This is a genomic window from Williamsia sp. DF01-3, from assembly GCF_023051145.1.
GTDB lineage: Bacteria > Actinomycetota > Actinomycetes > Mycobacteriales > Mycobacteriaceae > Williamsia.
In genome coordinates, this window is sequence record NZ_JALKFS010000005.1 from 1,096,943 (window position 1) to 1,121,978 (window position 25,036).

21 protein-coding genes and 3 pseudogenes are annotated in these 25,036 nt (G+C 66.1%); 11 read left to right on the forward strand and 13 right to left on the reverse strand.

Features of this window, described 5'->3' with window-relative positions:
* Window positions 1–543, reverse strand: coding sequence for a GNAT family N-acetyltransferase (locus tag MVA47_RS07275; protein ID WP_247207287.1), 543 nt, complete (start codon window positions 541–543; stop codon window positions 1–3).
* 117 nt (window positions 544–660) lie between these two features.
* Here MVA47_RS07275 and MVA47_RS07280 point away from each other — a divergent pair, with 117 nt between their 5' ends.
* A complete protein-coding gene (locus MVA47_RS07280; protein ID WP_247207288.1) occupies window positions 661–2,688 on the forward strand; it encodes a DUF6541 family protein in 2,028 nt (675 codons plus the stop codon).
* Window positions 2,688–3,620, forward strand: a complete 933-nt coding sequence (locus MVA47_RS07285) for an NAD-dependent epimerase/dehydratase family protein (protein WP_247207289.1) — start codon at window positions 2,688–2,690, stop codon at window positions 3,618–3,620. Before MVA47_RS07280 ends, MVA47_RS07285 begins: the two co-directional genes overlap by 1 nt.
* Before the next feature lie 37 nt (window positions 3,621–3,657).
* Here MVA47_RS07285 and rfbB read toward each other — a convergent pair whose 3' ends face one another.
* On the reverse strand, window positions 3,658–4,662 hold the full coding sequence (gene rfbB, locus MVA47_RS07290; protein ID WP_247207291.1) for a dTDP-glucose 4,6-dehydratase: 1,005 nt from the start codon (window positions 4,660–4,662) through the stop codon (window positions 3,658–3,660).
* 83 nt (window positions 4,663–4,745) lie between these two features.
* On the opposite strand from rfbB, the pseudogene rfbA reads away from it, so the two are divergent.
* Window positions 4,746–5,620, forward strand: a pseudogene (rfbA, locus tag MVA47_RS07295) (glucose-1-phosphate thymidylyltransferase RfbA).
* Between the two features lie 5 nt (window positions 5,621–5,625).
* Window positions 5,626–6,243 carry a dTDP-4-dehydrorhamnose 3,5-epimerase family protein gene (locus tag MVA47_RS07300; RefSeq protein WP_247207292.1) on the forward strand — a complete coding sequence of 206 codons (618 nt, stop codon included), beginning with the start codon at window positions 5,626–5,628 and terminating at the stop codon, window positions 6,241–6,243.
* A gap of 5 nt (window positions 6,244–6,248) precedes the next feature.
* Here the strand turns inward: MVA47_RS07300 and MVA47_RS07305 are convergent, their stop codons facing one another.
* The 5 genes and pseudogenes from MVA47_RS07305 to MVA47_RS07325 form a co-directional block, all read right to left on the reverse strand.
* Window positions 6,249–6,863 carry an ABC transporter ATP-binding protein gene (locus MVA47_RS07305; protein ID WP_247207293.1) on the reverse strand — a complete coding sequence of 205 codons (615 nt, stop codon included), beginning with the start codon at window positions 6,861–6,863 and terminating at the stop codon, window positions 6,249–6,251.
* Window positions 6,860–7,618 (reverse strand): ATP-binding cassette domain-containing protein, encoded by a 759-nt coding sequence (locus MVA47_RS07310; RefSeq protein WP_247207294.1) that lies wholly within the window; start codon window positions 7,616–7,618, stop codon window positions 6,860–6,862. The genes MVA47_RS07305 and MVA47_RS07310 overlap by 4 nt, the downstream gene beginning before the upstream one ends.
* 5 nt (window positions 7,619–7,623) lie before the next feature.
* A pseudogene (locus MVA47_RS07315) lies at window positions 7,624–8,444 on the reverse strand (ABC transporter permease).
* 2 nt (window positions 8,445–8,446) lie between these two features.
* Window positions 8,447–9,441: pseudogene (locus tag MVA47_RS07320) on the reverse strand (ABC transporter permease).
* Window positions 9,438–11,006 (reverse strand): ABC transporter substrate-binding protein, encoded by a 1,569-nt coding sequence (locus MVA47_RS07325; RefSeq protein WP_247210644.1) that lies wholly within the window; start codon window positions 11,004–11,006, stop codon window positions 9,438–9,440. The pseudogene MVA47_RS07320 and the gene MVA47_RS07325 overlap by 4 nt, the downstream one beginning before the upstream one ends.
* A 122-nt stretch (window positions 11,007–11,128) precedes the next feature.
* Here MVA47_RS07325 and MVA47_RS07330 point away from each other — a divergent pair, with 122 nt between their 5' ends.
* Entirely contained in the window at window positions 11,129–11,425 is a 297-nt protein-coding gene (locus MVA47_RS07330) for a helix-turn-helix transcriptional regulator (RefSeq protein WP_062795151.1), read from the forward strand.
* Here the strand turns inward: MVA47_RS07330 and MVA47_RS07335 are convergent.
* Both MVA47_RS07335 and MVA47_RS07340 read right to left on the reverse strand, forming a co-directional pair.
* On the reverse strand, window positions 11,422–11,787 hold the full coding sequence (locus MVA47_RS07335) for a DUF2304 domain-containing protein (protein WP_023956351.1): 366 nt from the start codon (window positions 11,785–11,787) through the stop codon (window positions 11,422–11,424). The genes MVA47_RS07330 and MVA47_RS07335 overlap by 4 nt on opposite strands.
* 2 nt (window positions 11,788–11,789) lie before the next feature.
* On the reverse strand, window positions 11,790–12,479 hold the full coding sequence (locus MVA47_RS07340) for a glycosyltransferase family 2 protein (protein ID WP_247207295.1): 690 nt from the start codon (window positions 12,477–12,479) through the stop codon (window positions 11,790–11,792).
* Window positions 12,480–12,579: 100 nt separating this feature from the next.
* On the opposite strand from MVA47_RS07340, the gene MVA47_RS07345 reads away from it, so the two are divergent.
* Window positions 12,580–13,455 carry a glycosyltransferase gene (locus MVA47_RS07345; protein ID WP_247207296.1) on the forward strand — a complete coding sequence of 292 codons (876 nt, stop codon included), beginning with the start codon at window positions 12,580–12,582 and terminating at the stop codon, window positions 13,453–13,455.
* On the opposite strand, the gene MVA47_RS26985 is transcribed toward MVA47_RS07345, so the two are convergent.
* Genes MVA47_RS26985 through MVA47_RS07355 form a run of 3 tightly spaced genes read right to left on the reverse strand, consistent with a single transcriptional unit; the run spans window position 13,399 to window position 16,048 of the window.
* Window positions 13,399–14,013 carry a hypothetical protein gene (locus tag MVA47_RS26985; RefSeq protein WP_308280509.1) on the reverse strand — a complete coding sequence of 205 codons (615 nt, stop codon included), beginning with the start codon at window positions 14,011–14,013 and terminating at the stop codon, window positions 13,399–13,401. The two genes, MVA47_RS07345 and MVA47_RS26985, sit on opposite strands and share 57 nt — an antisense overlap.
* Entirely contained in the window at window positions 14,010–14,684 is a 675-nt protein-coding gene (locus MVA47_RS26990) for a hypothetical protein (RefSeq protein ID WP_308280510.1), read from the reverse strand. Before MVA47_RS26990 ends, MVA47_RS26985 begins: the two co-directional genes overlap by 4 nt.
* Window positions 14,684–16,048 (reverse strand): M1 family metallopeptidase, encoded by a 1,365-nt coding sequence (locus tag MVA47_RS07355; RefSeq protein WP_247207297.1) that lies wholly within the window; start codon window positions 16,046–16,048, stop codon window positions 14,684–14,686. Before MVA47_RS07355 ends, MVA47_RS26990 begins: the two co-directional genes overlap by 1 nt.
* Window positions 16,049–16,182: 134 nt before the next feature.
* On the opposite strand from MVA47_RS07355, the gene MVA47_RS07360 reads away from it, so the two are divergent.
* Entirely contained in the window at window positions 16,183–16,629 is a 447-nt protein-coding gene (locus MVA47_RS07360) for a DoxX family protein (RefSeq protein WP_031331780.1), read from the forward strand.
* Window positions 16,630–16,667: 38 nt separating this feature from the next.
* Here MVA47_RS07360 and MVA47_RS07365 read toward each other — a convergent pair whose 3' ends face one another.
* Window positions 16,668–20,552: a Pls/PosA family non-ribosomal peptide synthetase gene (locus MVA47_RS07365; protein ID WP_247207298.1), complete on the reverse strand. Its 3,885-nt coding sequence runs from the start codon at window positions 20,550–20,552 to the stop codon at window positions 16,668–16,670.
* 225 nt (window positions 20,553–20,777) lie between these two features.
* On the opposite strand from MVA47_RS07365, the gene MVA47_RS07370 reads away from it, so the two are divergent.
* The 4 genes from MVA47_RS07370 to MVA47_RS07385 all read left to right on the forward strand — a co-directional run bounded on the left by MVA47_RS07370 (window position 20,778) and on the right by MVA47_RS07385 (window position 25,021).
* Window positions 20,778–21,755, forward strand: coding sequence for an alpha/beta hydrolase fold domain-containing protein (locus MVA47_RS07370; protein ID WP_247207300.1), 978 nt, complete (start codon window positions 20,778–20,780; stop codon window positions 21,753–21,755).
* Window positions 21,756–21,759: 4 nt separating this feature from the next.
* Complete coding sequence (locus MVA47_RS07375; RefSeq protein WP_247207301.1) at window positions 21,760–22,947, forward strand: acyl-CoA dehydrogenase family protein; 1,188 nt, start codon at window positions 21,760–21,762, stop codon at window positions 22,945–22,947.
* Between the two features lie 136 nt (window positions 22,948–23,083).
* Entirely contained in the window at window positions 23,084–24,013 is a 930-nt protein-coding gene (locus tag MVA47_RS07380) for a TauD/TfdA family dioxygenase (RefSeq protein WP_247207302.1), read from the forward strand.
* 96 nt (window positions 24,014–24,109) lie between these two features.
* Complete coding sequence (locus MVA47_RS07385; protein ID WP_247207304.1) at window positions 24,110–25,021, forward strand: oxygenase MpaB family protein; 912 nt, start codon at window positions 24,110–24,112, stop codon at window positions 25,019–25,021.
* The last annotated feature ends 15 nt before the right edge of the window (window positions 25,022–25,036 follow it).

The window sequence follows — 25,036 nt, forward strand, 5'->3', positions numbered from 1 at the left end:
TCAGGGCACCTCGTCGGTCTTCAGGAGACCGAAGACGACGAGGTCGTGCCTGCGACCGTTCTTTCCGGGCGCTGCCGATCGGAGAACACCTTCCTGGGTGAAACCGCACTTACGGGCTACGGCGCGTGACGCCTTGTTCTCCACATAGGCGTCCAGTTCCACCCGGACTGCCCCGATCTGCCAGGAGAACTCGATGAGCAGCCGGGTCGCCCTGGTGGCCACACCGGCGCCGCGTGCCCAGGGAGCCACCGCGTACCCGATCTCGGTCACCGCGTCGTCGTCCTTCGCCCGCAAACCGCACACACCGAGGAACGCGTCGTCGGGATCAACGATCGCGACGTCGAACCCCGGCCACACCTTGACCGACCGATCTTCGACGAAATCACGGGCGTCGGCCTCCGTGTACGGGCTCGGAACCACGGTGAACTCGGCCGTCGCATGGTCTTGGCTGGCCGCCAGTACGGCGCCGATGTCGTCGTGCACGAAGGGCCGGAGAGTGATCACCTGATCGGTCAGCGTGGGGATGTGCCGAGGCCAGTCCATGTGTTCCACGGTAGTGGTGAGTGGCGGGGGCGCGGCGCCTCACGCACCTCCACTAAGGTGCAGAAGCAACGTCCCCGGCCGTCTTGCCGGCCGCCCCAGCCAACGAAAAGGGAATGCATGCTTTTGGCCGCGTGGATCACGGTCGTCACCGCGGTGATCCTGATCGTGCCCGGGGCCCTGGTCGGACGGCGGATGTCATTGCCGTGGCCGGTGGCGGTCGCCGCGGGTGCGCCGCTCACGTTCGGCATGATCGGCATCTTCACCGTGCTCTACGGGGCGCTCTCCATCCCGTGGAACGTCGGGACGGCCGCGGTGATGGTGGGGGTGTCCTGGCTGGTGGCGTGGGGATGGGACCTCGGAACCCGCCGATGCGGGTCCCTGTCCCCGGCGGTCGCCGCCGAGGTACGCCCGATCAGCCGCCCGGCCCTGTTGACCATTGCCGCCGGTGTGCTGTTGGGCGCGCTGATCATCGTCCTGACGTCGATCCGGCGACTGATCGGCACCACATTCTTCGGACTGAACAACATCTCGCAGGTGTGGGATGCCCTGTGGCATGCCGATGCACTGCAGTGGATCCATGAGACCGGCGACGGGTCGTCGCTTCACATGGGCGAGCTGATGAACTACGACACGCACGGATTCAACTACTACCCGAACACGTGGCACGACCTGGGCGCTCTGCTCTACCCGTTGACCGGTGCCAACACCGTGGAGTTGTACAACATCTACTCCCCGGCATCGCTGGCGTTGACCTTGCCGATCAGTTTCGGGTCGCTCGCGTATTGGCTGGGCCGCAAGCGATTCGATCCGGACCGGAGCGCGGTCTTCGCAGCTCTTGCCGCCGCGGTCACGGCCGTTTTCCCGTCGTTGCCCTACGTGGAACTCGCGTTCACGGCAGTCCCCAATGCGGTCGGCGTCTCCTTGGCGCCGGTCACCGCGGTGCTCGTGATCAGTGCGGTCGGTGATCGTCGCCGCGTGCTCGCGGCTGTGCTCGCGATCGCCGGTACCGCAGCCACCCACCCGTCGGGGCTGGTGGTGATGGCGGTGATCGTCGGATCCTGGTGGCTACTGCAGGCAGTGTGGACGCCGGTACGTGGTCGGGGTGGTGATGTCGCGACGCTCGCAGCGATCGGTGCGGGCGCACTGGTGCTGATCAGCCCGGTGATCATCGGCACCCTGAAGATCTCGGAGAACAACGAGCTCTCCGGCTTCGACTTCCGCGATGAGAATGCCAGCGCCGCACAGGCGTTTGTGCGCGCCGCGTTCAACGGGACCGATCTGCTCGGCCATCAGTACCCGTTGCTGTACCTGCTGATCCCGGCCGCGATCGGGCTGGGCTGGCTCGTGTGGTCGCGCAACTGGGCTGTGGTCGCCGCCTGGCTGGCGTTCATCGTCACCACGGCCAACGCGGTCTACGATCTCGGCGGGTTGCCGTCGAAGTTGTTCGGCGCCTTGGGTGGATACTTCTACAACTCGCCTCATCGACTGACCTTCGTGGTGTCGATGTTCACCGCGGTCGCCGCGGGGATCGGGCTCGGGGTGCTGGTTCTCGGTGTCGCGCGGCTGCTGGCCCGGAAACCCGTCTGGCAGCGAAATCGGCTCGCGCTGCCTGCACTGACAGTGGTCGGCCTGCTCATCGTCGCCGGCGCGGGAGCCATACGGTACGCCGACAACGGGAAGATCGCCGTCCAGTACCGAAGCGGTGCGTATGTGGGTGTCGAGGACGTCGAGGCCTACCGGTGGCTGGCGCAGCAGCCGGAGGCGCGCAGCACCGTCATCCTCAACAACCTCGATCAGGGCAGTGGATGGATGTACCCGGTGGCGGATCTGACCCCGCTGTTCCCGTTCTACCGGGCAAATGACTTCAGCCAGCGCCAGTCTGATCTGTACTGGAACGCTGCCCGGATCGGCGCGGATCCGCGTATCGACCAGATAGTCCGGGACCTGAACATCAGGTACGTGATCGACGCGCCGCCGAGCTACTGGTGGTTCCAGAACGGCGCACCCAATCTCGCGGAGGGCCGGTTCGGTGACCCCTTCCTTCCGCTGCGAGAGAACGGTGCACCCGGTCTGCGCGAGGTCTATCGGCAGGGCAACGTGACGATCTATGAGGTCGCGGACGCAATACGGAAGGGCGAGAAGTGATGCGCACCTTGGTCACCGGCGGTGCCGGGTTCATCGGTTCGACACTCGTCGATCGGCTGCTGGCCGATGGCCACGAGGTTGTCGCTCTGGATGATTTCTCGCGGGGTAGCCGGGCCAACCTGGCCGGCGCCGTCGACCGCGGATGTCGGATCGTCGAGGGTGATCTCACCGTTGCTGACCTGGAAACAGTTGTGGCGCAAGCGCAACCCGAGGTGATCTTCCATCTCGCTGCCCAGATCGACGTGCGCGCCTCGGTGAGCGATCCGGTTGCCGATGCCCAGGTCAATGTCGTCGGGACCGTGCGGCTTGCCGAGGCGGCCCGACGAGCGGGAGTGCGCAAGATCGTGTTCACATCGTCCGGAGGATCCATCTACGGCTCGCCGGAGCACCTACCGGTGTCGGAATCAGCACCGGTTGCGCCGATGAGTCCCTACGCGGCTGCCAAGGTCAGCGGTGAGGTGTACCTGAACATGTACCGCTCGCTGTACGGAATGGACTGCACCCACATCGCCCCCGCAAATGTGTACGGGCCGCGGCAGGATCCACACGGTGAAGCCGGCGTGGTGGCCATCTTCGCGCGGAACCTGTTGTCGGGCAGCATTACCAAGCTGTTCGGTGACGGTGGCAACACCCGCGACTACGTCTATGTCGACGACGTCGTGCAGGCCTTTGTGCTGGCCGGCGGCGAACTCGGTGGCGGACAGCGCTTCAACGTCGGCACCGGGGCGGCAACATCAGACCGGGCGCTGCACACCCTGGTCGCCGAGGCCGCGCACGCTCCCGACGAACCGGTGTACGAACCGGCCCGCCTCGGTGACGTCCGGGACTCATCCATCGACGGTTCACTCGCCGGCGCCGTACTCGGCTGGTACCCGAAGGTGTCGCTGGCCGAGGGAGTTCGGCGCACCGTCGAGTACTTCCGCGCCGTCTAGCTCTCGGGGCGGGCCCCTCGGTCACCGGTGGGCGAGGTCAACCCACCACGCGTTCGGTGGTGGCGTACTTGCTCTCGGTGGCCCCTTTGAGGGGCTGCCACCAGTCGGTGTTGTCGCGGTACCACGCCACCGTGTCGGCGAGCCCGGACCGGAAGTCGGTGAACCGGGGCTGCCAGCCCAATTCGGTGCGCAGACGGGTGGAGTCGATGGCGTAACGCATGTCGTGGCCGGGCCGGTCGGTCACGAAATCGAATGCGTCCTTGGGCTGGTCGAGCAGTTCGAGGATCGTCTCGACGACGGTGCGGTTGTCGGCTTCACCGTCGGCGCCGATGAGGTAGGTCTCGCCGATCTGCCCCTTGTCGATGATGGTCCACACCGCGTCGTTGTGGTCGTTGACGTGGATCCAGTCCCGCACGTTGGTGCCCTGCCCGTAGAGCTTGGGGCGAATCCCGCTGAGCACGTTGGTGATCTGGCGAGGGATGAACTTCTCGATGTGCTGGTACGGGCCATAGTTGTTGGAGCAGTTGGAGATGGTGGCCTGCACTCCGAACGAGCGCACCCAGGCCCGGACCAGAAGGTCGCTGCCTGCCTTGGTCGACGAGTACGGGCTCGACGGGTTGTAGGGGGTCTGCTCGGTGAAGCGTGCGGGGTCGTCGAGTTCGAGATCGCCGTACACCTCGTCGGTGCTGATGTGGTGGTAACGCACGCCGTGCGCACGCACCGCTTCGAGTATCGAAAATGTGCCGACGAGATTGGTGTGCACAAAACTCGAAGGGTCGGCCAATGAGTTGTCATTGTGCGATTCGGCGGCGAAATGGACGACGAGGTCACTTTCGCCGACCAGTTGGTTCACCAAAGCGGAGTCGGCGACGTCTCCTTCGACCAATTCGATCTGATCGGACACCGATGCCAACGATTGCCTGTTCGCGGCGTACGTCATCGCGTCCAGAACCTTTACCTGTGCATCCGGCCTGGTCGCGAGGGTCCGGTGCACGAAGTTGGCGCCGATGAAACCGGCGCCACCGGTGATCAGTACCCGCATGTCAATCCTCCGTTCACTGCTGCAACCCTACCGATCGACAGCTCATCGGTTGGGCACAGTGCCTGGGGCCTAAGGTGTCACGTATGCGCGGAATCATCCTGGCGGGGGCACCGGAAGTCGGCTGCATCCCATCACGCAAGGTGTGAGCAAACAACTCGTCCCCGTTTACGACAAGCCGATGATCTACTACCCGCTGACCACGTTGATGCTGGCGGGTATCCGCGAGATCCTGGTGATCACCACGCCGCACGACTCGTCTGCGTTTCAGAACCTCCTGGGGGACGGCAGTCAATTCGGGATCTCGATCACGTACAAGGTGCAGGAGAGTCCGGACGGATTGGCACAGGCGTTTGTTCTGGGTGCTGATCACATCGGGTCGGAGTCGGTGGCGCTGGTCCTGGGCGACAACATCTTCTACGGACCCGGGCTGGGCTCGCAGCTCAACCGGTTCCACGACATCGAGGGTGGCGCGGTGTTCGCCTACTGGGTCCGCAATCCCGAGGCCTACGGGGTGGTGGATTTCAACAGCGATGGCAAGGCCATCGACCTGCAGGAAAAGCCCGAACATCCTCGGTCCAACTTCGCGATCCCGGGCCTGTACTTCTATGACAACAACGTCGTGGAGATCGCATCGGGGCTGCAGCCGAGTGCCCGTGGCGAGTACGAGATCACCGACGTCAACCGGGCGTACCTCGACAAGGGCCTGCTGCACGTCGAGGTGCTGCCCCGGGGCACAGCGTGGCTCGACACCGGAACCTTCGACTCACTGCTGGATGCGGGCAACTTCGTCCGCACCGTCGAAGAACGTCAAGGCCTGAAAATCGCTGTGCCGGAAGAGGTTGCCTGGCGACGCGGCTTCATCGACGACGAGCAGTTGCGGGCCCGCGCCCAGACCTTGCTCAAGTCGGGATACGGGACCTACCTGATCGACCTCCTCGAACGCGGCAAGGAACTGTAGAGAACATGCTGATCGAACCCCTGTCCATCGACGGCGCCTGGGAGATCACCCCGAAGAAGTTCGGCGACCCGCGTGGCCTTTTCATGGAGGCATTCCGCGGTGACCTGCTCGCGGAGGTGATCGGGCATCCCTTCGACCTCCAGCAGGCCAATCTCTCCGTGTCGGCCGCCGGCGTGCTGCGCGGGGTGCACTTCGCCGATGTGCCACCGGGACAGGCGAAGTACGTCAGCTGCCCCAGAGGTGCGATCTTCGACGTGGTGGTGGACATCCGCGTCGGGTCACCGACATTCGGTGCCTGGGACGGCGCACTGCTCGACGACGTCGACCGCAGAGCGCTCTACATCGGCGAGGGACTCGGGCACGCGTTTGTGGCGCTAGAGGACAACTCCGTTGTCACCTATCTGTGCTCGACCGGATACAACCCCGCCGGTGAACACGGCATCAACCCGTTGGACCCGGCCATCGGAATCGAGTTCCCCACCACGGCCCGCGACGGCTCGGATCTCACTTTCACCCTGTCGGACAAGGACACTGCCGCGCCGACGCTCGCCGAAGCCGAGGCGAGTGGCCTGCTTCCCGAGTACACCGACGTCATCGGCTACATCCGCAGTCTCACCACCTGAGTGGTTCAGGAGAAGCCGGGACCGGGCAACGTGGTGATCGTCGAGCACATCTGGTCGACCAGCGTGCGGTCGTGACTGACCAAAGCCATGCCAACGCCTTCTGCGGCAATCGATCTCAACAGCGACGCCACGTCGGCGGCGGCGATGGGGTCGAGCATGGCGGTGGGCTCGTCGCAGAGGAGATACGTCGGCTCCTGGACAAGCACCCTGGCAAGGCAGGCGCGTTGAAGCTGGCCGTCGCTGACCTGTGATGGGAAGCGGCCCAACAGCTCGGAGTCCAGCCCGGTGCGTGCGGCGTAGCTTTCCGGGTCGACCGGACGCCGCATGATGTCGGCGGGTTCGCGAATGATCTGCGACAACGTCCATCGGGGATTGCAGACCAACCGCGGGTGCTGATCGATCATCGCGACCGATCCGCGAGGCGCGCGGGCTGACCCGCCGAACCGCACCACGCCTGCATCGGGCGGTCGGATGCCGGCGAGAACCTGCAGCAGCGTGGTCTTCCCGCTGCCCGAGCGACCGATGATCCCGCTGACACGGCCGGGCGCAACGTCGAAGTCGATGTCGCTCAACACCGTGGTGCCGCCGAACCGCACCCCGATGGCACGGGCGGTGATCATCGGGGTACCCCCGTGAACAGTTTCTGCGTGCGTTCATCGGCTGCTTGCCGGACACGGTGTGGCGAGTTCTGCGCGACGATCCGTCCTCGCCGCATCACGGCGAGGGAGTCGCAGACGCCCGACGCGATCATCGATGCGATGTCGTGGGTGATGACCAGGACGGCGGCTCCGTCATCGGCGATGCTGCGCAGCAATGTCCACACCATCTCGGCGAGCTCGGTGTCGAGTGCGGATGTCGGCTCGTCGGCGAGCAGCACGGCCGGTCGGCCGGCGAGCGCAGCTGCAATCGCGGCGCGCTGCACCATCCCGCCCGACAATTGATGTGGGAACAGTTCGAGGGCGTCGTCGGGCAGCCCTGCCAGCGCAGCCAATTCGAGTGCACTGCGGTCACTGTCGAGTGCCTGGACCACTTCGGCAATCTGCGATCCGATGGTACGGACGGGGGTGAACGACGTCGCCGGAGACTGCGGGACCAGGCCGACGGCGTGTCCTCGGAGTTCCCGCCACGTCTTCTCGTCCGCGTCGGTCACCTCGTGGCCCGCCACGTGCAACCGTCCCCGAGTTGTGGACCCCGGTGGCAGCAGCCCGCACAGTGCAAGTACCACCAGCGATTTGCCGCATCCCGACTCGCCGACCAGGGCGGTCACCGCGCCGGCCGCGACGTCCAGGTCGACACCGTCGAGGCCGGTGACCGTCGCAGTCTCCCGCTCACGGGTTGCGATACGAACGCCGAATCCATCGAGGCGGGCAGCCATGTCGGTCACCACACCTGGCCTCCCGGTGGCTGGAGGCGTCGACGCAATCCGGAACCTCCGGCGGCGACCGCGAGGGCGGTGACAAGAAGTGCCGATGCGGGAACCACCAACGTCCACCACGCGCCCAGCATCACGTCACCGCGGGACTGGCCGAGCAGCGTGCCCAGGCTGGCGCGATCGGGCGAGAGTCCAACGCCGAGAAAGGAAAGCGTGGACTCGTGCCACACCGCATGGGGTAGCAACATCACCATTGCCACAGTGCTTGCCCGCCAACGGCGGGCAGGAGGTGGTGTCGTCCCACGAACCAGCGAGACGCCCCGGCGAGTCGAGCCGACCGTACCCACCCTGCGTTGGCCCCCGACCGTAATTCCGCCCGGACCACCCGCGCGACCGCGGGCCAGTGGGTCAAGCCGATCGAGGCGATGATCGCCAGTGGTTCGCCGCGCCACATCGCGGCGATCACGATGCCGATCACCAGATGCGGCAAAGCATTCACCCCGTCGACCACGCGCATCACGACGGCATCGATCCAGCCGCCGGCCGCCACCGAGCCCACCCCGATCAGCACGCCGAGCCCGGTGGCCACCACCGCACACACCGCTGCCATCGTCAGCGAGATGCGCAGGCCCTCGGCTGTGCGGGTGAGCAGGTCGTATCCCGAATGGTCGGTACCGCCCAGATGGCCGATGCCCGGCGCCCGCAACGCCTCACCGAAGTCCGCGACCGTTGAACTGGAGAGCAGGGGAATCACCACGGCCGACGTCGCGATGAGGATCAGCAACAACCACGGCCACTGTCGGCGTAGCGGTGTCGCGTAGGAGGCCATGCTCACGACGTCGCACCGATCCGTGGGTCGATGGCCGCCGCCGCGGCATCTGACGCTGCCGAACCCAGCAACACAGCAAACGCCGCGCCGACCGTCAACGCCGCCAGCAGCGGAAAGTCCAGCGCCACCGCGGAGTCCACGAGCACCGACGCCAGCCCCGGCCAGCCGAAGACGGTTTCCACGATGGCGGCTCCGGCGATCACCTCCGGTAGCCGGGTGCCGAGTAGGGCCAGGGTAGGTGCCACGGATGTCGGCAGGATGTGGCCGCGCAGCAGTGCCCAGCCGTGCAGACCCCGAGCCCTCGCCGCGCGCACCGCGTCCGATGACGATGCCGCGACCACGGCCGTTCGAGTGGTCAGCAGCAGCCATGGGATCTGCGAGATGGTGAGCGCCACAAAGGGAAGGAAGCCGTGGGTGAGGATTCCCCGGGCGGTGTACGGATCGCCGGGAGCGGCCGCCCCCGACGTGGGGAACCATCCCAACGACACCGCGACCACCGACACCAGTACCAGCGACACCACAAAGGGGGTACCGCAGCCAACGCCGCAGACAACGCTGAGCACGTCTGGTCGAGTGGTCCGCCGCGGCGCATCCCGGCAAGAGTGCCCACCACGATCCCTATCAGCGCGGAAGCAACCATCGCGGCGAGTGACAAGCCGACGGTGAACGGCAGTCGCTCGGTGAGAACGGTTGCCACCGGCAATGATTGGGTGGACGACCATCCGAGGTTGCCCTGGCACAGCTCGGTGAACCATCGCCACCAGGCGGCGTACCAGGAGCCGTCGGTGTTGTATGCCTCACGCACTGCGGTCCGCTGCGACAGGGTGGCGGATTGATATCCATCACCGAGGTAGACGGTCAGAGGGTCCAGGGGCGAGAGCGACGCGATGAAGAAGATCGTCGCCGACACGGCCAGGGTGACGGGCAGAGCAACCACCGTCCGTACGCCCAGAAGCCGAACTGCGGGTACGAGTCTCGATCGGGTGACAGCATTCATCGGGTCCACCCGGCGACATGCCACCAGGGGCCCCAGGAGACCCCGTGTGAATGTGGCTCGAGAATCGGTGCGGTCTGGTTCCAGCCGAGATCGCGGTAGGCGTAGGTGTGGTCGAGGAAGGCCAGGAACACATACGACGGCTCAGAGATGTACCGCTGCTGCACTTCTCGATATTTCGCGTCGGTGTCGGGCGACCGCCCGGCCGACCGCGCCTCGTCGAGCAATCGATCCACACCCGGGGGAGTGAGGTTGCCCGGGTTCGCGTACGGTGACGAGTCCGGAACCCGCGTGTGCAGCGTGTCGTACACCTGAGAGTCGATGCTGTAGGGGGTTTCGCCTCCGCCCAGGAGTACCGCCGCGGTGTCCAATCTGGTGTCGATCTCGTCCCAGCTCGTGCCTCGTGTTCGCACCTCGACGCCGAGCGGTGCCATTGCCGCGGCGAAAGCTGTCGAGAGATCACGGCGCAGGCTGTCCTGCGCGTTGTAGAGGAGATCGAAACGGGCTGTGCTGCCGTCTTTCTGCCGCACGCCGTCGGAGCCCATCCGCCAGCCCGCGCGGTCGAGCATGGCTGCGGCGCCGTCGACATCGTGGGGGAACTGAGCTCTGGGGTCGTAGGCGTCGCCGTACACCTCGGCGACGGGTGTGCTCGCAGGCCGACCGTGTCCTGCCAGTACGTCGTCGATCATGGTCTGCCGGTCGACGCCGACATTCATCGCAGTCCGCGCAACCGGGTCGGCGGTGAAAGAATTGTTGCGCGGCAGCGACACTCCGCGCCAGTCCGCCGATGCGACCCCGATGGTCGTGATTCCTTCGCGACCGGCGACCGCACTGAGCAACCCGGGCGGCAGGCTTGCACCGTCGACCTCGCCGGCGACGATGCGCTGGGCGCGGGTGTTGTCGTCGGGAGTATGGGTGAACACCAGCGAACGCACGTGTGGCCGAGGGCCCCAGTAGTCGTCGCGGGCGGTGAAGACGGCTTGGTCCGGGCGCAGGCTCGTCAGTTCGTAGGGGCCGGTACCGACGGGTTCGGTGTTCAGCGCCCAGTCGGCAACGGGTGCCTGCTCGATCCGTTCCGACGGCGCGATTCCCAGCAGCAGCTGAGGTGATGGATCGGCGTCGTTGGCCACCGTGACGACCACGGCGTCGGCACCGTCGGCGCGGATGTCGGTGATCGGACGGAAGTGGGTGGCGATTTCAGAGGCGACCAGTGGGTTGGCCACCGCTTTGTACGTAGCGACGACATCGGCGGAGTCCAGCAACGATCCGTCGGAGAATGTGACGCCTGGCCGCAGCTGCACTCGCCATTGCCGCTCGCCGAGGGGCGCCGGCGCCGCGACCGCCAGTGCCGGAACCAGATCGGGCAGCGTGGTGTCGGTGTCGGACGCTGGGCGCAGCAGGCCGTCGTACAGCGGGGACACACCGAGTTCGCCGTAGCCTGCGACGGGGTTGTATCCACCGAGTTCCTGGCTTTCGGCCAGCACGATGCGGTCTGAGCGATCTTCGCTCGGCGACCCACATCCGGCCGCGACCGATGCCACGCAGGCGAGAGCCAGGAACAAAGGCATTCGACGAATGCGTGGCACCGATCGACTCCCTCGCCCACGACATGTGTCTGCACAGACACATTTACGTGCCGTAGCCTAACACCGACGAGACCGGGCAGCAGCACGAGAGCGTGGGGGCGGACATGGGCGACCACGAGCACACCGATATCGACGGTTGGGCCAAACGCTTTGCGCTGCTGTCCGATTCCACGCGACTACGACTGATCACGCACATGCACGAACACCCGGACGCAACGGTCAGTGAACTCGCCGCGGCAGCCCGGATCACCGAGAACGCGGCCTCGCAGTCGTTGCGCGCCCTACGTGCACAGGGCTGGGTGACCACCACCAAAGCAGGTCGGACGGTGCATTACCGTGTGGTCGCCGATGCCATCGTCCACCGGATCCTGCACGACGTGATGGGCGCGCACCACCACTAGAACGGGTCGTCGCCGGGTTCGGCTTTCCGGTTCTCCAGCGCGGCATTCTGCAAAGCGATGGCCCGGGCGAGGCGCGCGTACTTCACTTCCAGTTCGCGAAACCGCAGATAGGTTCCGATGGTGGTGAACGCGAAAGCCACCACCAGGCAATAGAGCACCAGGTCGGTGCCACGGCCGACACCCACCCATCCGGCGATGACGGTGAGGTCGTCGGGCCGCAGCAAGGCGTACACACCAAAAGCCAGGAAGCCGACAAACGCGATCTTCACCCAGGCCGAGGCCTTGGCGTTGCCGCGCTGGGTGATGAAGTATCCGACCAGCGCGATGACAAACAGGATCAGGATGATCTGAATGGCCAGCATGATTACCGCCTCATCCGGCCGTGGAGCAGGCCATCGGTCAAGATGTTCACGCCGTTGAGCAGCGACTGACCTTTGGCCATGGAGTATTCGGTGTAGAGGATGGTGACCGGTTGTTCGGCAACCCGCCACTGATGATGGTCGATGAGTGCGACGAACTCCGACGCGTGGCTCATCCCGTTCATGATCAGGTCGAGTTGTGCGGCCACCGTGGCGTTGAAGACCCGAAGACCGTTGTGAGCGTCGGTCAGACCCAGTCGGCGGGTACGCGGGCTGAGAAACACTATGGTGCGCAGGGCCATCCGTTTGACCACCGGGACGCTCTTGCTCCGGTCGTCGGCGAATCGGGTGCCGATGACCATGTCCAAGGGCTCGGATCGCAGGCGGTCCAGCATGGCCACCACGTCGTCCACCTGATGTTGGCCATCGGCATCGAAGGTCACAAAATACCTGGCGCCCGGCTGAGAACGCGCGTACTCCACGCCGGTCTGAATGGCCGCGCCCTGACCGAGATTGACCGGATGTCGCACCAGATGGACTCCGGCAGCGAGTATTTCGTCGGCAGAGCCGTCTTTGCTGCCGTCATCGACACAGACGATGTTCGGGAAGGTCCGTTTTGCCGCGCCGGCCACCGAACGGATGACCGGAGCTTCATTGAAGACGGGAACGATCAGCCACACATCTGAATTGCCCACGGCAGTACCTGGCTCAGTGATCGTTCCACCTCCACGCCCACCTCGACTGCAAACCGGCCGCCTGGGAGTCTATCGGTTCGCCGCAGCGTATTCTTCCACCGTGCTGGTCGATGTCATGTTGCCTTTCTACGGGGACGTCGCCCTCTTCAAGACCGCCGTGCGCAGCGTCCTCGCCCAAACCCACGGCGACTTCCGCCTGGTGATGGTCGACGACCAATACCCGGACCCCGAACCCGCGCGCTGGCTGCAGGAATTGACGGACCCCCGGGTGCACTACCTGCGCAACAAGGAGAATCTCGGGGTCAACGGCAACTTCCGTCGATGTGTGGACCTGGTGCAGGCGCCCGCGTTCACCATCATGGGATGCGATGACGTGATGGCCCCCGACCACCTGGCGCGAGCGGTCGCCGCACTGGGGAGTCACCACGAGGCAGCGGTGGTGCAGCCCGGGGTCGACGTCATCGATTCCGCAGGTGAGGTCGTCCGCCCGCTGGGTGATCGGGTCAAGGCATCGATGGCCCCCACCTCGCCCACCACGCTGAGCGGCGAGTCGATGGCGCAGAGCCTCTACCGCGGGAACTGGACGTACTTCCCGTCACTGGTCTGGCGCACCGAGATCGCGGCTCCGATCGGTTTCCGGTCCGGTCTCGAGGTGGCCCTCGACCTGGGGTTGCTCACCGACATCGCCCGTGCGGGCGGATCGATGGTGTTCGACCCCCACGTCACCTTTTGCTACCGGCGCCATCAGCAGTCCGTCAGCTCGGTACGCGCGGTCGACGGCCGCCGGTTCGAGGAGGAACGCGCCTTCTTCGAGAACGAAGCATCGCGCTGCCGCGAGCGGGGATGGTCCAAAGCCGAACGGGCCGCTCGACGGCACGTCACCTCGAGGCTCAACGCGGCGACGCTCTTGCCGGGTGCGTTAGTCGGTCGACAATGGAGCGTCGCCCGGGCCTTGGGCCGGCACGTCGTGCGCTGATCCGCCGCGGGCTGCCAGCAGGTGTACGGCGATGCCCACCAGCGGTCCGATCATCAGGGCGATCGGGACGCGGACCGTCAGGTCGGCGGGGATGAACAGCAATCCCCCGCTCATTGCCGTCGCCAGCCACCATCCGGCGGCATAGAGCCGGTGTCGGCCGCCAGCCAGGGCCATCGCCCCGGTCAGGGTCAGCATCGCCATCGCCACGGCCCCGGCGGTCAGTGCGGCGACGGCGGCGCCCGACAGCTGGTAGTCGGCGCCGAAGACGGTCTCGAGCAGCCACGGTCCGGTCAGCCACGCAGCCAGGATCCCGACGATGCCGACCGCAAGAACCGCAGCGGCCGGTGACGCCACCGACCGCAGGAGGTGATCACGGCTGTCGACGAAGCGGCTGATCAGTACACCCTGAAAGCTGTTCAGCGGGACCAGGAGTGGCGCGCGGGTGAGCGTGACCGCAAGGATAACCGCGCCGGCCGACGCGTCGAGGCCGTCGCTGGAGATCGAGATGAGCACGGGGAACCCCATCACGAGAACAGCGCTCGCCATCGCCGCTGTCATCGCCGTGAGCATGTTGCGCGCCAGCTCACCAGATGGGATATCACCGCGTGCGCCGAGCACCCCCGCGCGCCGGCGAAGATGGCCAGGACGACCGCGGTGGAGACCGTGCCCGCGACCGTGATGACCAAAAAGGCCTGTAGGCCCCATCCGGCAGCCACCGCGACCACGGTCAGCAGCAGACGGATCAACGCATCGACGACGAGAAGGGCCGAGAAAACGCCCCACCGACCCAGCCCGGACAGCACGCCGCCCAGCCCCGCGTAGAGACCGAACGCCGCGACACCTGCCGTCAACAGCAGCACCGATTCGACACGGTTCGACTCGAACACCACCCCGGCCCAGGCAAGGGAGGTGACGGCGACGAGGCCGGCCAGGGCGAGGCCGAGAATCGCGTTCATCGGCATCGGCCGGGCACCGGTGCCGCGCCCTCGTTCACGCGCGCGCCGGACCGCGCGGGTGGTCTCCTGCAGCTGTCCGTTCTGGGTGCCGGTCACCAACCCGTACGCGGCCCAGAAGACGGCGAATGCCGCATACCCGTCGGCGCCCAGGGCACGTGCAGCCAGCAACAGCACGAGGTAACCCGACGCCGCAGCCACAACGGTGGCCACTGCCACCCGGCCCAGGGAGTCACGAGTACTCGGGGCCGCATTGCTCACCGGGCCTTCGCTCATCAGGGACCCGGGTAGGGCGGCAGCGCCTTCTGCTCGAGCCACTGGTGCCACAGGTCGTTCAGCGGCTGTGGGCTGTACCGCGCGGCGAGTCCGGTGAAGTCCTCGGTGCTGACCGAGCTGTAGCGGTACTCGCGAGTCCATTCGCGCAACAGGGCGAAGAAGTTGTTGTCGCCCAGGGACTTCCGCAATGCATGCAGCGTAAGAGCGCCCCGTTTGTACACCACGTCGTCGAACATGCGCTCCGGGCCGGGATCGCCGATCATCAGATCTTGCGACGATGAGAGGAGACGATCGTAGTACTTGCGCGCCTGTGCTTCGGTGCTGAGTCCGCCCGTGCGTTCGGACCAGAGCCACTCGCTGTAACAGGCAAACCCCTCGTGCAGCCAGATGTCTTTCCATCGCGACAAAGTCAGCGAATTGCCGAACCACTGATGCGCCAGCTCATGGGCGATGAGGCGCTCGGATCGTCCGGAACCGCTGCAGTGGTTGGCTCCGAAGATCGACAGGCCTTGTGCCTCGATCGGGATCTCCAGCTCGTCGTCGGTGACCACGACAGAGTATTCGGGGAACGGGTAGGGCCCGAACCACTCGATGAACGCCTCCATGATCCGCGCCTGATTGACGAACTCGATCTCGAAGTTCCTGCGCAGGCCCGGCGGGATCACGGCGTGGATCGGAACTGGTTTAGTCGTCAGGGTTTTTCGGATGTAATGGCCGATCTGAATGGTCGCCAGGTACGACGCCATCGGCTCCACCTGCTCGTACACCCAGGTCGTCTGGGCGGCCTTGGTCCGTTTGCGCTGCAGCGACCCGTTGGCCACGGCCATGAAAGGGCTGTCGGTGGTGATCGAGATACCGTATGCCGCTTTGGAGATCGGATGGTCGTCGCACGGAAACCACGACGCCGCGCCGTTCGGCTGGCTGGCCACGAGAGCGCCCTCGGTGAGTTCCTCCCAACCGACCTCGCCCCACCGCCCCCGTATCGGCCGCGGATTGCCCGAGTACTTCACCACCACGGTCATCACGCCGCCCGGTGGCAGTTCGTCTTCCATTGTCACCGTCAGCTTGTGGCTGCGGTGGCCGAAACGACTTGCCCGCACACCGTTGACCGTCACACGGTCGACCTTGAGGGCGCTGGAGAGATCCAGCGCGAATCGGCTCAGGGTGATGATCGTGGTGGCCGTGATGGTTGCGGTCCCGGCAAGCCTGTTGGTCGCCACCCGGTATTCGAGGTCGAGGTCGTAGCGGGACACCCGATAACCGAGGTTGCCGTTGGCGGGCAGATACGGATCGATGCCGTCCGAAGGATCGCCGAGAAGCGGTTGACCTGTCCCGGGGGAACGTCGGCCCGCTTTACCTGGCACTAATCCTCCTATTCGGCCCCACGTTTGGTCTTTCATGACGTTACATGGCTCCTAGGGCGATGGCGCTCTGAGACCCGTGGGGCCGCTCGCCCGGAATCACACCTATGTGCCAAACGACCTGAAGGATGGAAGTCATGGGTATCACGAGGAATCTCGCATCGTTTGTCGCCCGAGTGATTCTCGGCATCATCTTCATCTTCCACGGCTGGCAGAAGCTGAACAAAGACGGGATCGACGCCACCGAGGCGTACTTCAAGTCGTTGGACATCCCCCTGCCTGCGGCCGCTGCGTGGTACTCCGCGCTGGTCGAGTTCGGTGGTGGAATCCTGCTCATCCTCGGAGTTCTCACGCCGCTGGTGTCCTTGTTGCTGATCGCCGACATGATCGGGGCGATCTTCTACGCGCACATCGACAACGGATTCTGGAACGCCGATCAGGGCTACGAACTGCCGTTGGCGCTGATCGCAGGCCTCGTCGCCGTCGGCTTCGCAGACACCGGCCGGATCGGCGGCGACGGCTACCTGATGAATCGCCGGCGCCGCCGCCGCGACCTCAATCGCGACCGCGACGTCGCGTACTGACAACCGGCTCGTCACCCGCCCGAACCGGTCCTGGGCCCTCAATTCCAAGGCGCGATCGGATTGCCTTGCCAGCGGGTCGAATCGGGCACCACGTCGCCGCGCATCACCAGCGATGCCGGGCCGACGGTCGCCCCGTCGCCGAGACCTGAGGCAGGCAGCGCGACGCAGTGCGGTCCCAGGGTGGCCCCGGCGCCCAGGACGACTTCGTCCATGGCCATCACCCGATCATGGAACAGATGGGTCTGCACCACGCAGCCCCGGGATACGGTGGCGCCGTCACCGAGGCGGACCAGGTCGGCCTCCGGCAGCCAGTACGTCTCGCACCAGACGCCCTCACCGATGTGGGCCCCGAGCATTCTCAGCCACAGGTTGAGGATGGGTGTTCCGGTGGCGGCGTTGGCGAACCACGGGGCCGCGACCGTCTCGACGAACGCATCCGACAACTCGTTGCGCCAGACGAACGAGCTCCACAGCGGGTACTCGGTGGCCCGGATACGTCCCACCACAGCCCATTTGGCGGCGGCCGCGATGCAGCAGGCTGCGGCTCCGGCCACCAACAGCACCAGCCCGCTGACGGCTGCCGCAACGTAGATGTTCGATTCCTGCGAGATGTACTGCAGGCCGATCAGCACGAACAGCCCCAGGCCGAAGGTGATCATCACCGGGATGAGACGCAACGTCTCCACCGAAGCGCGGGCCACCTTCAACTTCATCGGCGGATCGAAGGTTCGGGAGGTGTCCGATTGCGCGGCCGCCCGGCGCAGTCGTACCGGTGGGCTGCCGAGCCAGCTCGACCCGGACTTGGCCTTGCTCGGGGTGGCGGATAGCACCGCCACCAGAGAGTTCTTCGGAACCTTCCGCCCTGGCCCGGTCATCCCGGAGTTGCCGAGGAAAGCGCGTTTGCCCACTTTCGCCTCGTCGATGTGCATCCATCCGCCACCCAGTTCGTACGAGGCGACCATGGTGTCGTCGGCGAGGAACGCCCCGTCACCGACCGTGGTGAACTTCGGGATCACCAGCGCGGTCGAGATCTCGGTGCCCTTGCCGATGTCGGCGCCGAGCAACCGGAACCACCACGGTGTCAGCAGTGATGCGTACAGCGGGAACAAGAAGGTGCGGGCAGAGTCCATCAGGCGTTCGGTGGCCCACACCTGCCAGCCGGTCCGCGACCGCACCGGGTGATAGCCCTCGCGCATCCCGAGGGAGAGCAGGCGCACCAGCACCACCGTGATGAACGCGAACACCAGCAGGCTCACCATGGTCGCCACCGGCAGGAGCGCGAGCGCGCGCAATGCCACCGACCGCAGCCGGTCCGCACTGCCGGCCCACGCGCCGATCACGGCGAGCCCGGCACACAGGGAGATGAGCGGAACGCCGGCCAGCGCGATGGACGACAGACCGAAGATCGGTACCCAGTAGCTGCGCCGTGGCGGGCGGTGGTGGGGCCATGGGCGCTGGGCCTTACCGGTTTTCACAGCGGGTGACCCGGCCCAGTGCTGGCCGCCCTTGACCCGGCCCATCACCGCCGAACCGGGGGCGATCTCGGCGTTGGCTCCGATGGTGGTGCCGGGCAACAAGGTCGAGCGCGATCCCACGCTCGCGCCGGCGCCCACCTCGATGTCGCCGATGCGGACCACGTCGCCGTCGATCCACCAGCCGGCCAGGTCCACCTCCGGCTCGACGGAGCAACCGTCGCCGAGGGTGATCAGGCCGGTGACCGGTGGGAGCGTGTGCATGTCCACGCCGTGGCCGATCTGAGCGCCCAGCGATCGGGCGAAGTAGATCATCCACGGGGCGCCGGCGAGGTTGGCTGCGCCGCTGGCCTCGGTGAGCCGCTCGGCGATCCACAATCGCAGGTGCACCGACCCGCCGCGCGGATAATCACCCGGCTCCACCCCGGCGAGCAGCAGGCGGATACCGCCCGCGGCAATGGCCATCCGGCCCAGCGGGGTGATGAAGACGATGAACGCCGCCAACACCACCCACCAGTTCACCGGTTGGATCCACGGTGCGTCGGTGAACCATGCGAGCACGTTGTTGATCACCGCGAGCCAGGTGACCCACTGCAGTCCCGTGAGAGTTGTCAGCGGCACCGACAACGCCACCTGCGCAAGACCGGTCCGGCGGGGGGTGGGCCGAACGATGCGTTTCTCGGTCACCGCTCCGGGGTTGATGTCATCGAGCATCTGCGCCAGCGAGCCGAGCCGCGGATGGTCGTAGAGGTCGGCGACCGTCACCGTCGGGAAGCGCTCACGCAGCGCGGTGACCAACTGTGCCGCCGCCAGCGAACCGCCTCCCTCGGAGAAGAAATCGGTCTCGGCGTCGGTGATCGACACCCCGAGTACCGCGGTCCAGCGATCGGCCACCCACGCCTCGGTGGAGTTCAGGTCGCCCGGCGTCTGGTCGTCGCCGGACGACGGCAGGGGCCAGGGCAGCGCGTTCCGGTCGACCTTGCCCGACGTGCGAGTCGGCAGTTCGTCCACCAGGACGAGCCGGGGGATCAGCGCGGAGGGCAACTGGTCGGAGAGCCGGTCGCGGGCGAGTGTGATGTCGAAGTCGGGATCGGTGGACACGAGATAACCCACGAGGACCGAGTTGCCCGCGGCGGACTTGCGCACCGCCGCGGCGGCGCCACCGACACCCGGCAGATGCTGCAGCGCGTTGTCCACCTCGCCGAGCTCGATCCGTCGGCCACCGACCTTCACCTGGTCGTCGGCGCGACCCATGAAGACCAGACCTTCGGGTTCAAAACGCACCAGGTCGCCACTGCGATAGGCGCGGTCCCAGCCGAGTGTGGCCATCGGCGAGTACTTCTCGGCGTCCTTGGCCGGGTCGAGATAGCGGGCCAGACCCACCCCGCCGATCACCAGCTCGCCGATCTCACCGGGCGCGACGGGCTGCCCGTCACCATCGACCACCGCGAGATCCCAGCCGGCCAGCGGCAAGCCGATGCGGACCGGCATGGTGCCGTCGAGCTGCGCGGCGCACGCCACCACAGTCGCCTCGGTGGGGCCGTAGGTGTTCCACACCTCGCGGCCGTCGACGGCAAGACGGGCACCCAGCTCGGGCGGGCAGGCCTCGCCGCCGAAGATCAGCAGTCGCACCGCTTCGAGGGCCTCCGGTGGCCACAGCGACGCCAGGGTGGGCACCGTCGAGACAACAGTGATGTCCCGTTGCACCAGCCACGGCCCGAGGTCCATACCCGACCTCACGAGGGCGCGTGGCGCAGGCACCAGGCATGCGCCGTAGCGCCAGGCGAGCCACATCTCTTCGCAGGACGCGTCGAACGCGACCGACAGGCCGGCCAGGACCCGATCGCCCGGACCCAGCGGCTCGTCCTGCAGGAACATCTCAGCCTCGGCATCGACGAACGCGGCGGCATTGCGGTGGGTCACCGCCACACCTTTCGGCGTTCCGGTGGAACCGGAGGTGAAGATGATCCAGGCGTCGTCCTCGACGGTCGGTCGCTGGGCATCGGCCGGCCGGTCGACGTCGCTGTCGATGTCACCCGAACGAGAGAGACCCAGGTCGGATGGCCACCGCAGACCGTCGGCTCCGAGTACCGCGGCCACCTTGGCCTCGCCGAAGACGAGTGTCGCCCGCTCGGGGGGATCGTCGGCGTCCACCGGGACGTACGCGGCGCCGGCCGCCAGCGTCGAGAGGATGGCCAGGTACAGCTCACGTGAGCCCGACGGCATACGGATCCCGATGCGGTCACCCCGGCCGATGCCGCGGCTGCCGAGCCACGCCGCGCCCTCGTCGATCAGGTCGATGACCTCGGAGTAGGTGAGAACCAACTCCCCGTCGTCGATGGCGGGTGCATCCGGATGAGCTGACGCGGTCTCGGTCAGGATGTCGATCAGGGTGCGTGCGGTCGGCGCCTGCGCTGATCTGCTGAACTGCGCGAGGGTCGGAGCTGTCACCGAGGTCCTTTCTCAAGTCAAAGAATGCTCATTGTCGCAGCAGGTACCGGGCCCGCGAAGCCAACCAGATCACAAATCACCGTGTCTATTCGTGCGCGCCCAGGTCGCGAGGGCGCATGATGGGGTGAACTTCACCAACGGTTCGCCTTGGGTTCACCCATCCGGGGTAGCCGCCGTGGTCGCCGAAACCGCCGCGCCGCACGACTGGACGCCTGGAGGTTCCTCATGACCGTCACCACACACAGACACCCGAGTCTGCGCTCGTACCCGATCTGGCTGGGCTCTCGGCTGTTCGTCAAACCGGCCCTCGCCCTGTGGCCGATCAGCGTGTTCGGGCTCCGGCCGCTGTTCATGATCGATGAACTGTTCGCACTGGCCCCGGGCCCCCGCGGCGTCGTCCGCGAGCAGATGACCCTCGCCGGTCGGCCCGTCGAACTGATGGTGCCGGCCGGCCCCAGCAAACGTGATGACGCCACCGCCGTGCTGTACCTGCACGGCGGGGCCCTGGTGGTGTGTGGGCTTGCCACGCATCGCGCGGTCGCGGCCCGCTTGTGCCTCGACATCGACCTGCCGCTCTACTCGGTGGCCTACCGGCAGCTCCCGGAAGCAGGGGTGGGCACCTCGGTCACCGACGCCTATCAGGCCTATCGCGAACTGGTGCTCGAGCGTGGTTTCAACCGCGTGATCGTGGCGGGGGATTCGGCAGGCGGGTTCCTCGCCGCCAAGGTGATCGAGTTCGCCCACCGCGACGGCTTGCCGCGCCCGGTGGCGTACGTCGCCTACTCGCCGCTCCTCGACCTCGACATGGCGAGCAATCCTGATCGCACCGACAGATCGGATGCTTACCTGCCGATGAACAAATTCGCCAAGCTCGCCCCGAAGTTCGACAAAGGCCCGATTGCGCTCACCGGTGCTCGTTCGGTGGTGGACATCGACAGCGAGGCCTTCCCGCCGACGATCGTGGTGACCGCCGAGGATGAGATGCTCGAACCCGATGCGGTGGCACTGGTGGAGAAGTTGATGGCCGACGGCGTGCAGGCCGACCTGCACAGCCATTCATGGCAGGTACACGCCTTCCCGGTTCTCGCCGGTCGTCTGCCCGATGCCCTGAGAGCAATCGCGCGGACCGCCGCATTTGCCACAGCAGCCGCGACCGGATCCGGCCGAAACGGCCGCGGACGATCACTACAAGGAGTGGGATAGCCCGGTGAACAATCCACAGCAACTATCGGAACTCTTCGCAACCGACTCACTGATCAGCGACGACGAGCGCGAGATCCGGGACACCGTCCGGGCGTTCGGATCGTCCCGATTGCGTCCACACATGGCCGAATGGTTCGAGGCAGGTCACTTGCCGGTACGAGAGCTCGCCACCGAACTGGGCGAGCTCGGTGTGCTCGGCATGCATTTGGACGGCTACGGCTGTGCCGGCATGTCGGCCACCACGTACGGCCTGGTTTGCACCGAACTCGAGGCCGTCGACAGCGGTCTGCGCAGCTTCGTATCGGTGCAGGGTTCGCTGTCGATGTTCGCAATCCACGCCTTCGGTTCGGAGGAACAGAAGCAACGGTGGCTACCGGAGATGTCGGCCGGACGTGCGCTGGGGTGTTTCGGCCTGACCGAGCCCGACTTCGGGTCCAATCCGGCGGGCATGCGCACCAACGCCAAGCGCGACGGCGACGACTGGGTGCTCAACGGCACCAAGATGTGGATCACCAACGGGTCCGTCGCCGATGTCGCGGTGGTCTGGGCCCGCACCGATCTCGCGACGGGTTCGAAGGGGATCCGTGGGTTCGTTGTTCCCACCGACACACCCGGGTTCAGCGCCCCGGAGATCAAACACAAGATGTCGCTGCGGGCGTCGGTCACCTCCGAACTCGTCCTGGAAGACGTGCGGCTGCCCGAGTCGGCGATGTTGCCGGGCGTCGAAGGTCTCAAGGGGCCACTCAGTTGTCTGAACGAGGCGCGATTCGGCATCGTGTTCGGTGCGCTCGGAGCGGCCCGGGACTGCCTGGAGACCGCAATCGCCTACGCCGGGGACCGCGAGGTGTTCGACAAGGCGCTGTCGGGATATCAGTTGACGCAGGCGAAGATCGCCGACATGTCGCTCGAATGGGGCAAAGGCATGCTGCTGGCCCTGCATCTCGGCCGGCTCAAGGATGCGGGAACGTTGCGACCGGAGCAGATCAGTCTCGGAAAACTGAACAATGTCCGCGAATCCATCGAGATCGCCCGAACCTGCCGGACGATATTGGGGGCCAACGGGATCACGCTGGAGTATCCGATCATCCGGCACGCCAACAACCTCGAGTCCGTACTCACCTATGAGGGCACGTCCGAGATGCATCAACTCGTGATCGGCAAGGCGCTCACCGGCCACGACGCCTTCCGGTAATCCGTTGTGATCAAGATTGTTTCGTTCGGGGTCGGCCTTTCGTTCAGGGCGCGCTGAACGGTTACCGAATCGCCTCGCCGCGAATAACTTCACTGCGAAGACACTCACAGCGAAGTTCCCGGAAGGCGGCTACCCAATGTCTGCACAGCTCGACGTGGTCAAGCTCGGATCGAATGTCGGCGCGCGTATCGATGGGGTGAAACTGTCGGGAGACCTTGCACCCGAATCGGTCTCGGCGATCAACGCCGCCCTGCTCGAGCACAAGGTGATCTTCTTCCGGGGGCAGGACCACCTCGACGACGACGGTCAACTGGCGTTCGCCCGAGCCCTCGGTATCCCGACCACCGCCCATCCGACGGTGACGTCGCGGGGTGACACGATCTTGCCGATCGACTCCGACTACGGCCGGGCCAACAGCTGGCACACCGACGTCACCTTCGTCGACCGCATTCCCAAGGCGTCCATCCTGCGTGCGGTGAACCTACCGAGCTACGGCGGTTCGACGGTGTGGGCGAACACGGTTGCCGCCTACGAACAGCTCCCGGCATCGCTCCGGGCACTCACCGAGAATCTGTGGGCGGTGCACAGCAACGTGTACGACTACGCGGCGAGCTCGGCTCAGTCGGTGGTGTCCCGGCACACCGAGGAGTACCGGGCCGAGTTCCAGTCCACCTACTACGAGACCGAACACCCGGTGGTGCGGGTACATCCGGAAACGGGTGAGCGGGCGCTGCTGCTCGGTCACTTCGTCAAGCGATTCGTCGATCTGGGCAGCGCGGAGTCGGCCGAGCTGTACAGCGTGCTGCAGGCACGGATCACCAAACTCGAGAACACCGTCCGTTGGAACTGGCAGCCCGGCGATCTGGCCATCTGGGACAACCGGGCCACCCAGCACTACGCCGTGGCCGACTACGACGACCAGTACCGCCGGCTGAACCGCATCACCCTCGCGGGCGACGTGCCGGTGAGCGTGGGCGGCGAATGCAGCAGGGTGGTGGCCGGCGACGCGTCGCACTATTCCGACATCGCCGATCCCCGCGAATCGGACCGTGCACTGGCGGTCTGAACGTCTGGGACGATTCCCCGGACGGGGTGTGCTGCCGCGAACGCAATCAATGGAACGGTCTGTGAAATGTGTTCCATTGGTGCTACCGTCACCCACATGACCGAGGCAATCGAAACATCGACCTCTGACGCAACCGAGGGCGAATCCGCACCCGATGAGCACTACGCACGTCCGGAAATCGTCGGCGCGCCGCTCGGCCCGGACTCGCTGACCTGGAAGTACTTCGGCGACAACCGCGTTTCGCTCCTGGGTCCGCGGCCCGGAGTGCTCGAGAACATGCTCCCCGAGCTCGGACAAGCCGTCCTGGAACACTCGGTGTTCTTCGATGACCCGTTCGCGCGCGTCAAGCGCTCGCTGCCGGGCATATATGGAACGGTTTACGCCCCTGAAGGCGACAGCACGGGCCCCACGGTTCGCGACTTCCACACCGACATCAAGGGCACGATGCCCGGCGGCGACCGGTACCACGCGCTGAACCCCGAGACCTACTACTGGGCCCACGCCACTTTCCTCGACATCGTGCTCACCGCCACCGACCGCTTCATCAAGAAGCTGACGGACGCGGAGAAAGAGCAGATCTACGCGGAGTCGGTCACTTGGTATCGGCGCTACGGCGTGAGCGATCGGCCGATGCCGGCCACCTACGCCGAGTTCGTGAAGTACTGGGATCACATGGTCGACGAGGTGCTTGTCCCGCACAAGACCGCGCGGTACGGCGTCGGATACGTGACCAAGGGCTATCCGTTGCCTCCGGGGATGAAGCCGATCGTCTGGAAACTGATCTCCCCGATCGTCAACCCGGTGGCGGCATTCATCACCACCGGTGGCCTGCCGGCTCGCTCCCGCGAGCAACTCGGCCTGCCCTGGAGTGACCGCAAACAGCGCAACTACGAGCGGTTCTGTGCCGCGGTCCGCGCACTCGATCCGATCTACCGACGGTTACCCGCCACGACCCGCTACAACAAGTACGCCCTCAAAGGGTTTGCAAAGGCCGGGGTGCGGCCCTGAGGGGTGGCCGTGTTC

Coding starts and splice junctions, on each gene's coding strand:
- MVA47_RS26985 (WP_308280509.1), bottom strand. CDS start 14,013: ATGACAGCGGCGATGGCGAGCGCTGTTCTCGTGATGGGGTTCCCCGTG.
- MVA47_RS07280 (WP_247207288.1), top strand. CDS start 661: ATGCTTTTGGCCGCGTGGATCACGGTCGTCACCGCGGTGATCCTGATC.
- MVA47_RS07275 (WP_247207287.1), bottom strand. CDS start 543: ATGGACTGGCCTCGGCACATCCCCACGCTGACCGATCAGGTGATCACT.
- rfbB (WP_247207291.1), bottom strand. CDS start 4,662: ATGCGGGTACTGATCACCGGTGGCGCCGGTTTCATCGGCGCCAACTTC.
- MVA47_RS07310 (WP_247207294.1), bottom strand. CDS start 7,618: ATGGCTGCCCGCCTCGATGGATTCGGCGTTCGTATCGCAACCCGTGAG.
- MVA47_RS26990 (WP_308280510.1), bottom strand. CDS start 14,684: ATGAGCGAAGGCCCGGTGAGCAATGCGGCCCCGAGTACTCGTGACTCC.
- MVA47_RS07370 (WP_247207300.1), top strand. CDS start 20,778: ATGACCGTCACCACACACAGACACCCGAGTCTGCGCTCGTACCCGATC.
- MVA47_RS07330 (WP_062795151.1), top strand. CDS start 11,129: ATGGGCGACCACGAGCACACCGATATCGACGGTTGGGCCAAACGCTTT.
- MVA47_RS07335 (WP_023956351.1), bottom strand. CDS start 11,787: ATGCTGGCCATTCAGATCATCCTGATCCTGTTTGTCATCGCGCTGGTC.
- MVA47_RS07360 (WP_031331780.1), top strand. CDS start 16,183: ATGGGTATCACGAGGAATCTCGCATCGTTTGTCGCCCGAGTGATTCTC.
- MVA47_RS07325 (WP_247210644.1), bottom strand. CDS start 11,006: ATGCCTTTGTTCCTGGCTCTCGCCTGCGTGGCATCGGTCGCGGCCGGA.
- MVA47_RS07305 (WP_247207293.1), bottom strand. CDS start 6,863: ATGATCACCGCCCGTGCCATCGGGGTGCGGTTCGGCGGCACCACGGTG.
- MVA47_RS07385 (WP_247207304.1), top strand. CDS start 24,110: ATGACCGAGGCAATCGAAACATCGACCTCTGACGCAACCGAGGGCGAA.
- MVA47_RS07300 (WP_247207292.1), top strand. CDS start 5,626: ATGCTGATCGAACCCCTGTCCATCGACGGCGCCTGGGAGATCACCCCG.
- MVA47_RS07380 (WP_247207302.1), top strand. CDS start 23,084: ATGTCTGCACAGCTCGACGTGGTCAAGCTCGGATCGAATGTCGGCGCG.
- MVA47_RS07285 (WP_247207289.1), top strand. CDS start 2,688: ATGCGCACCTTGGTCACCGGCGGTGCCGGGTTCATCGGTTCGACACTC.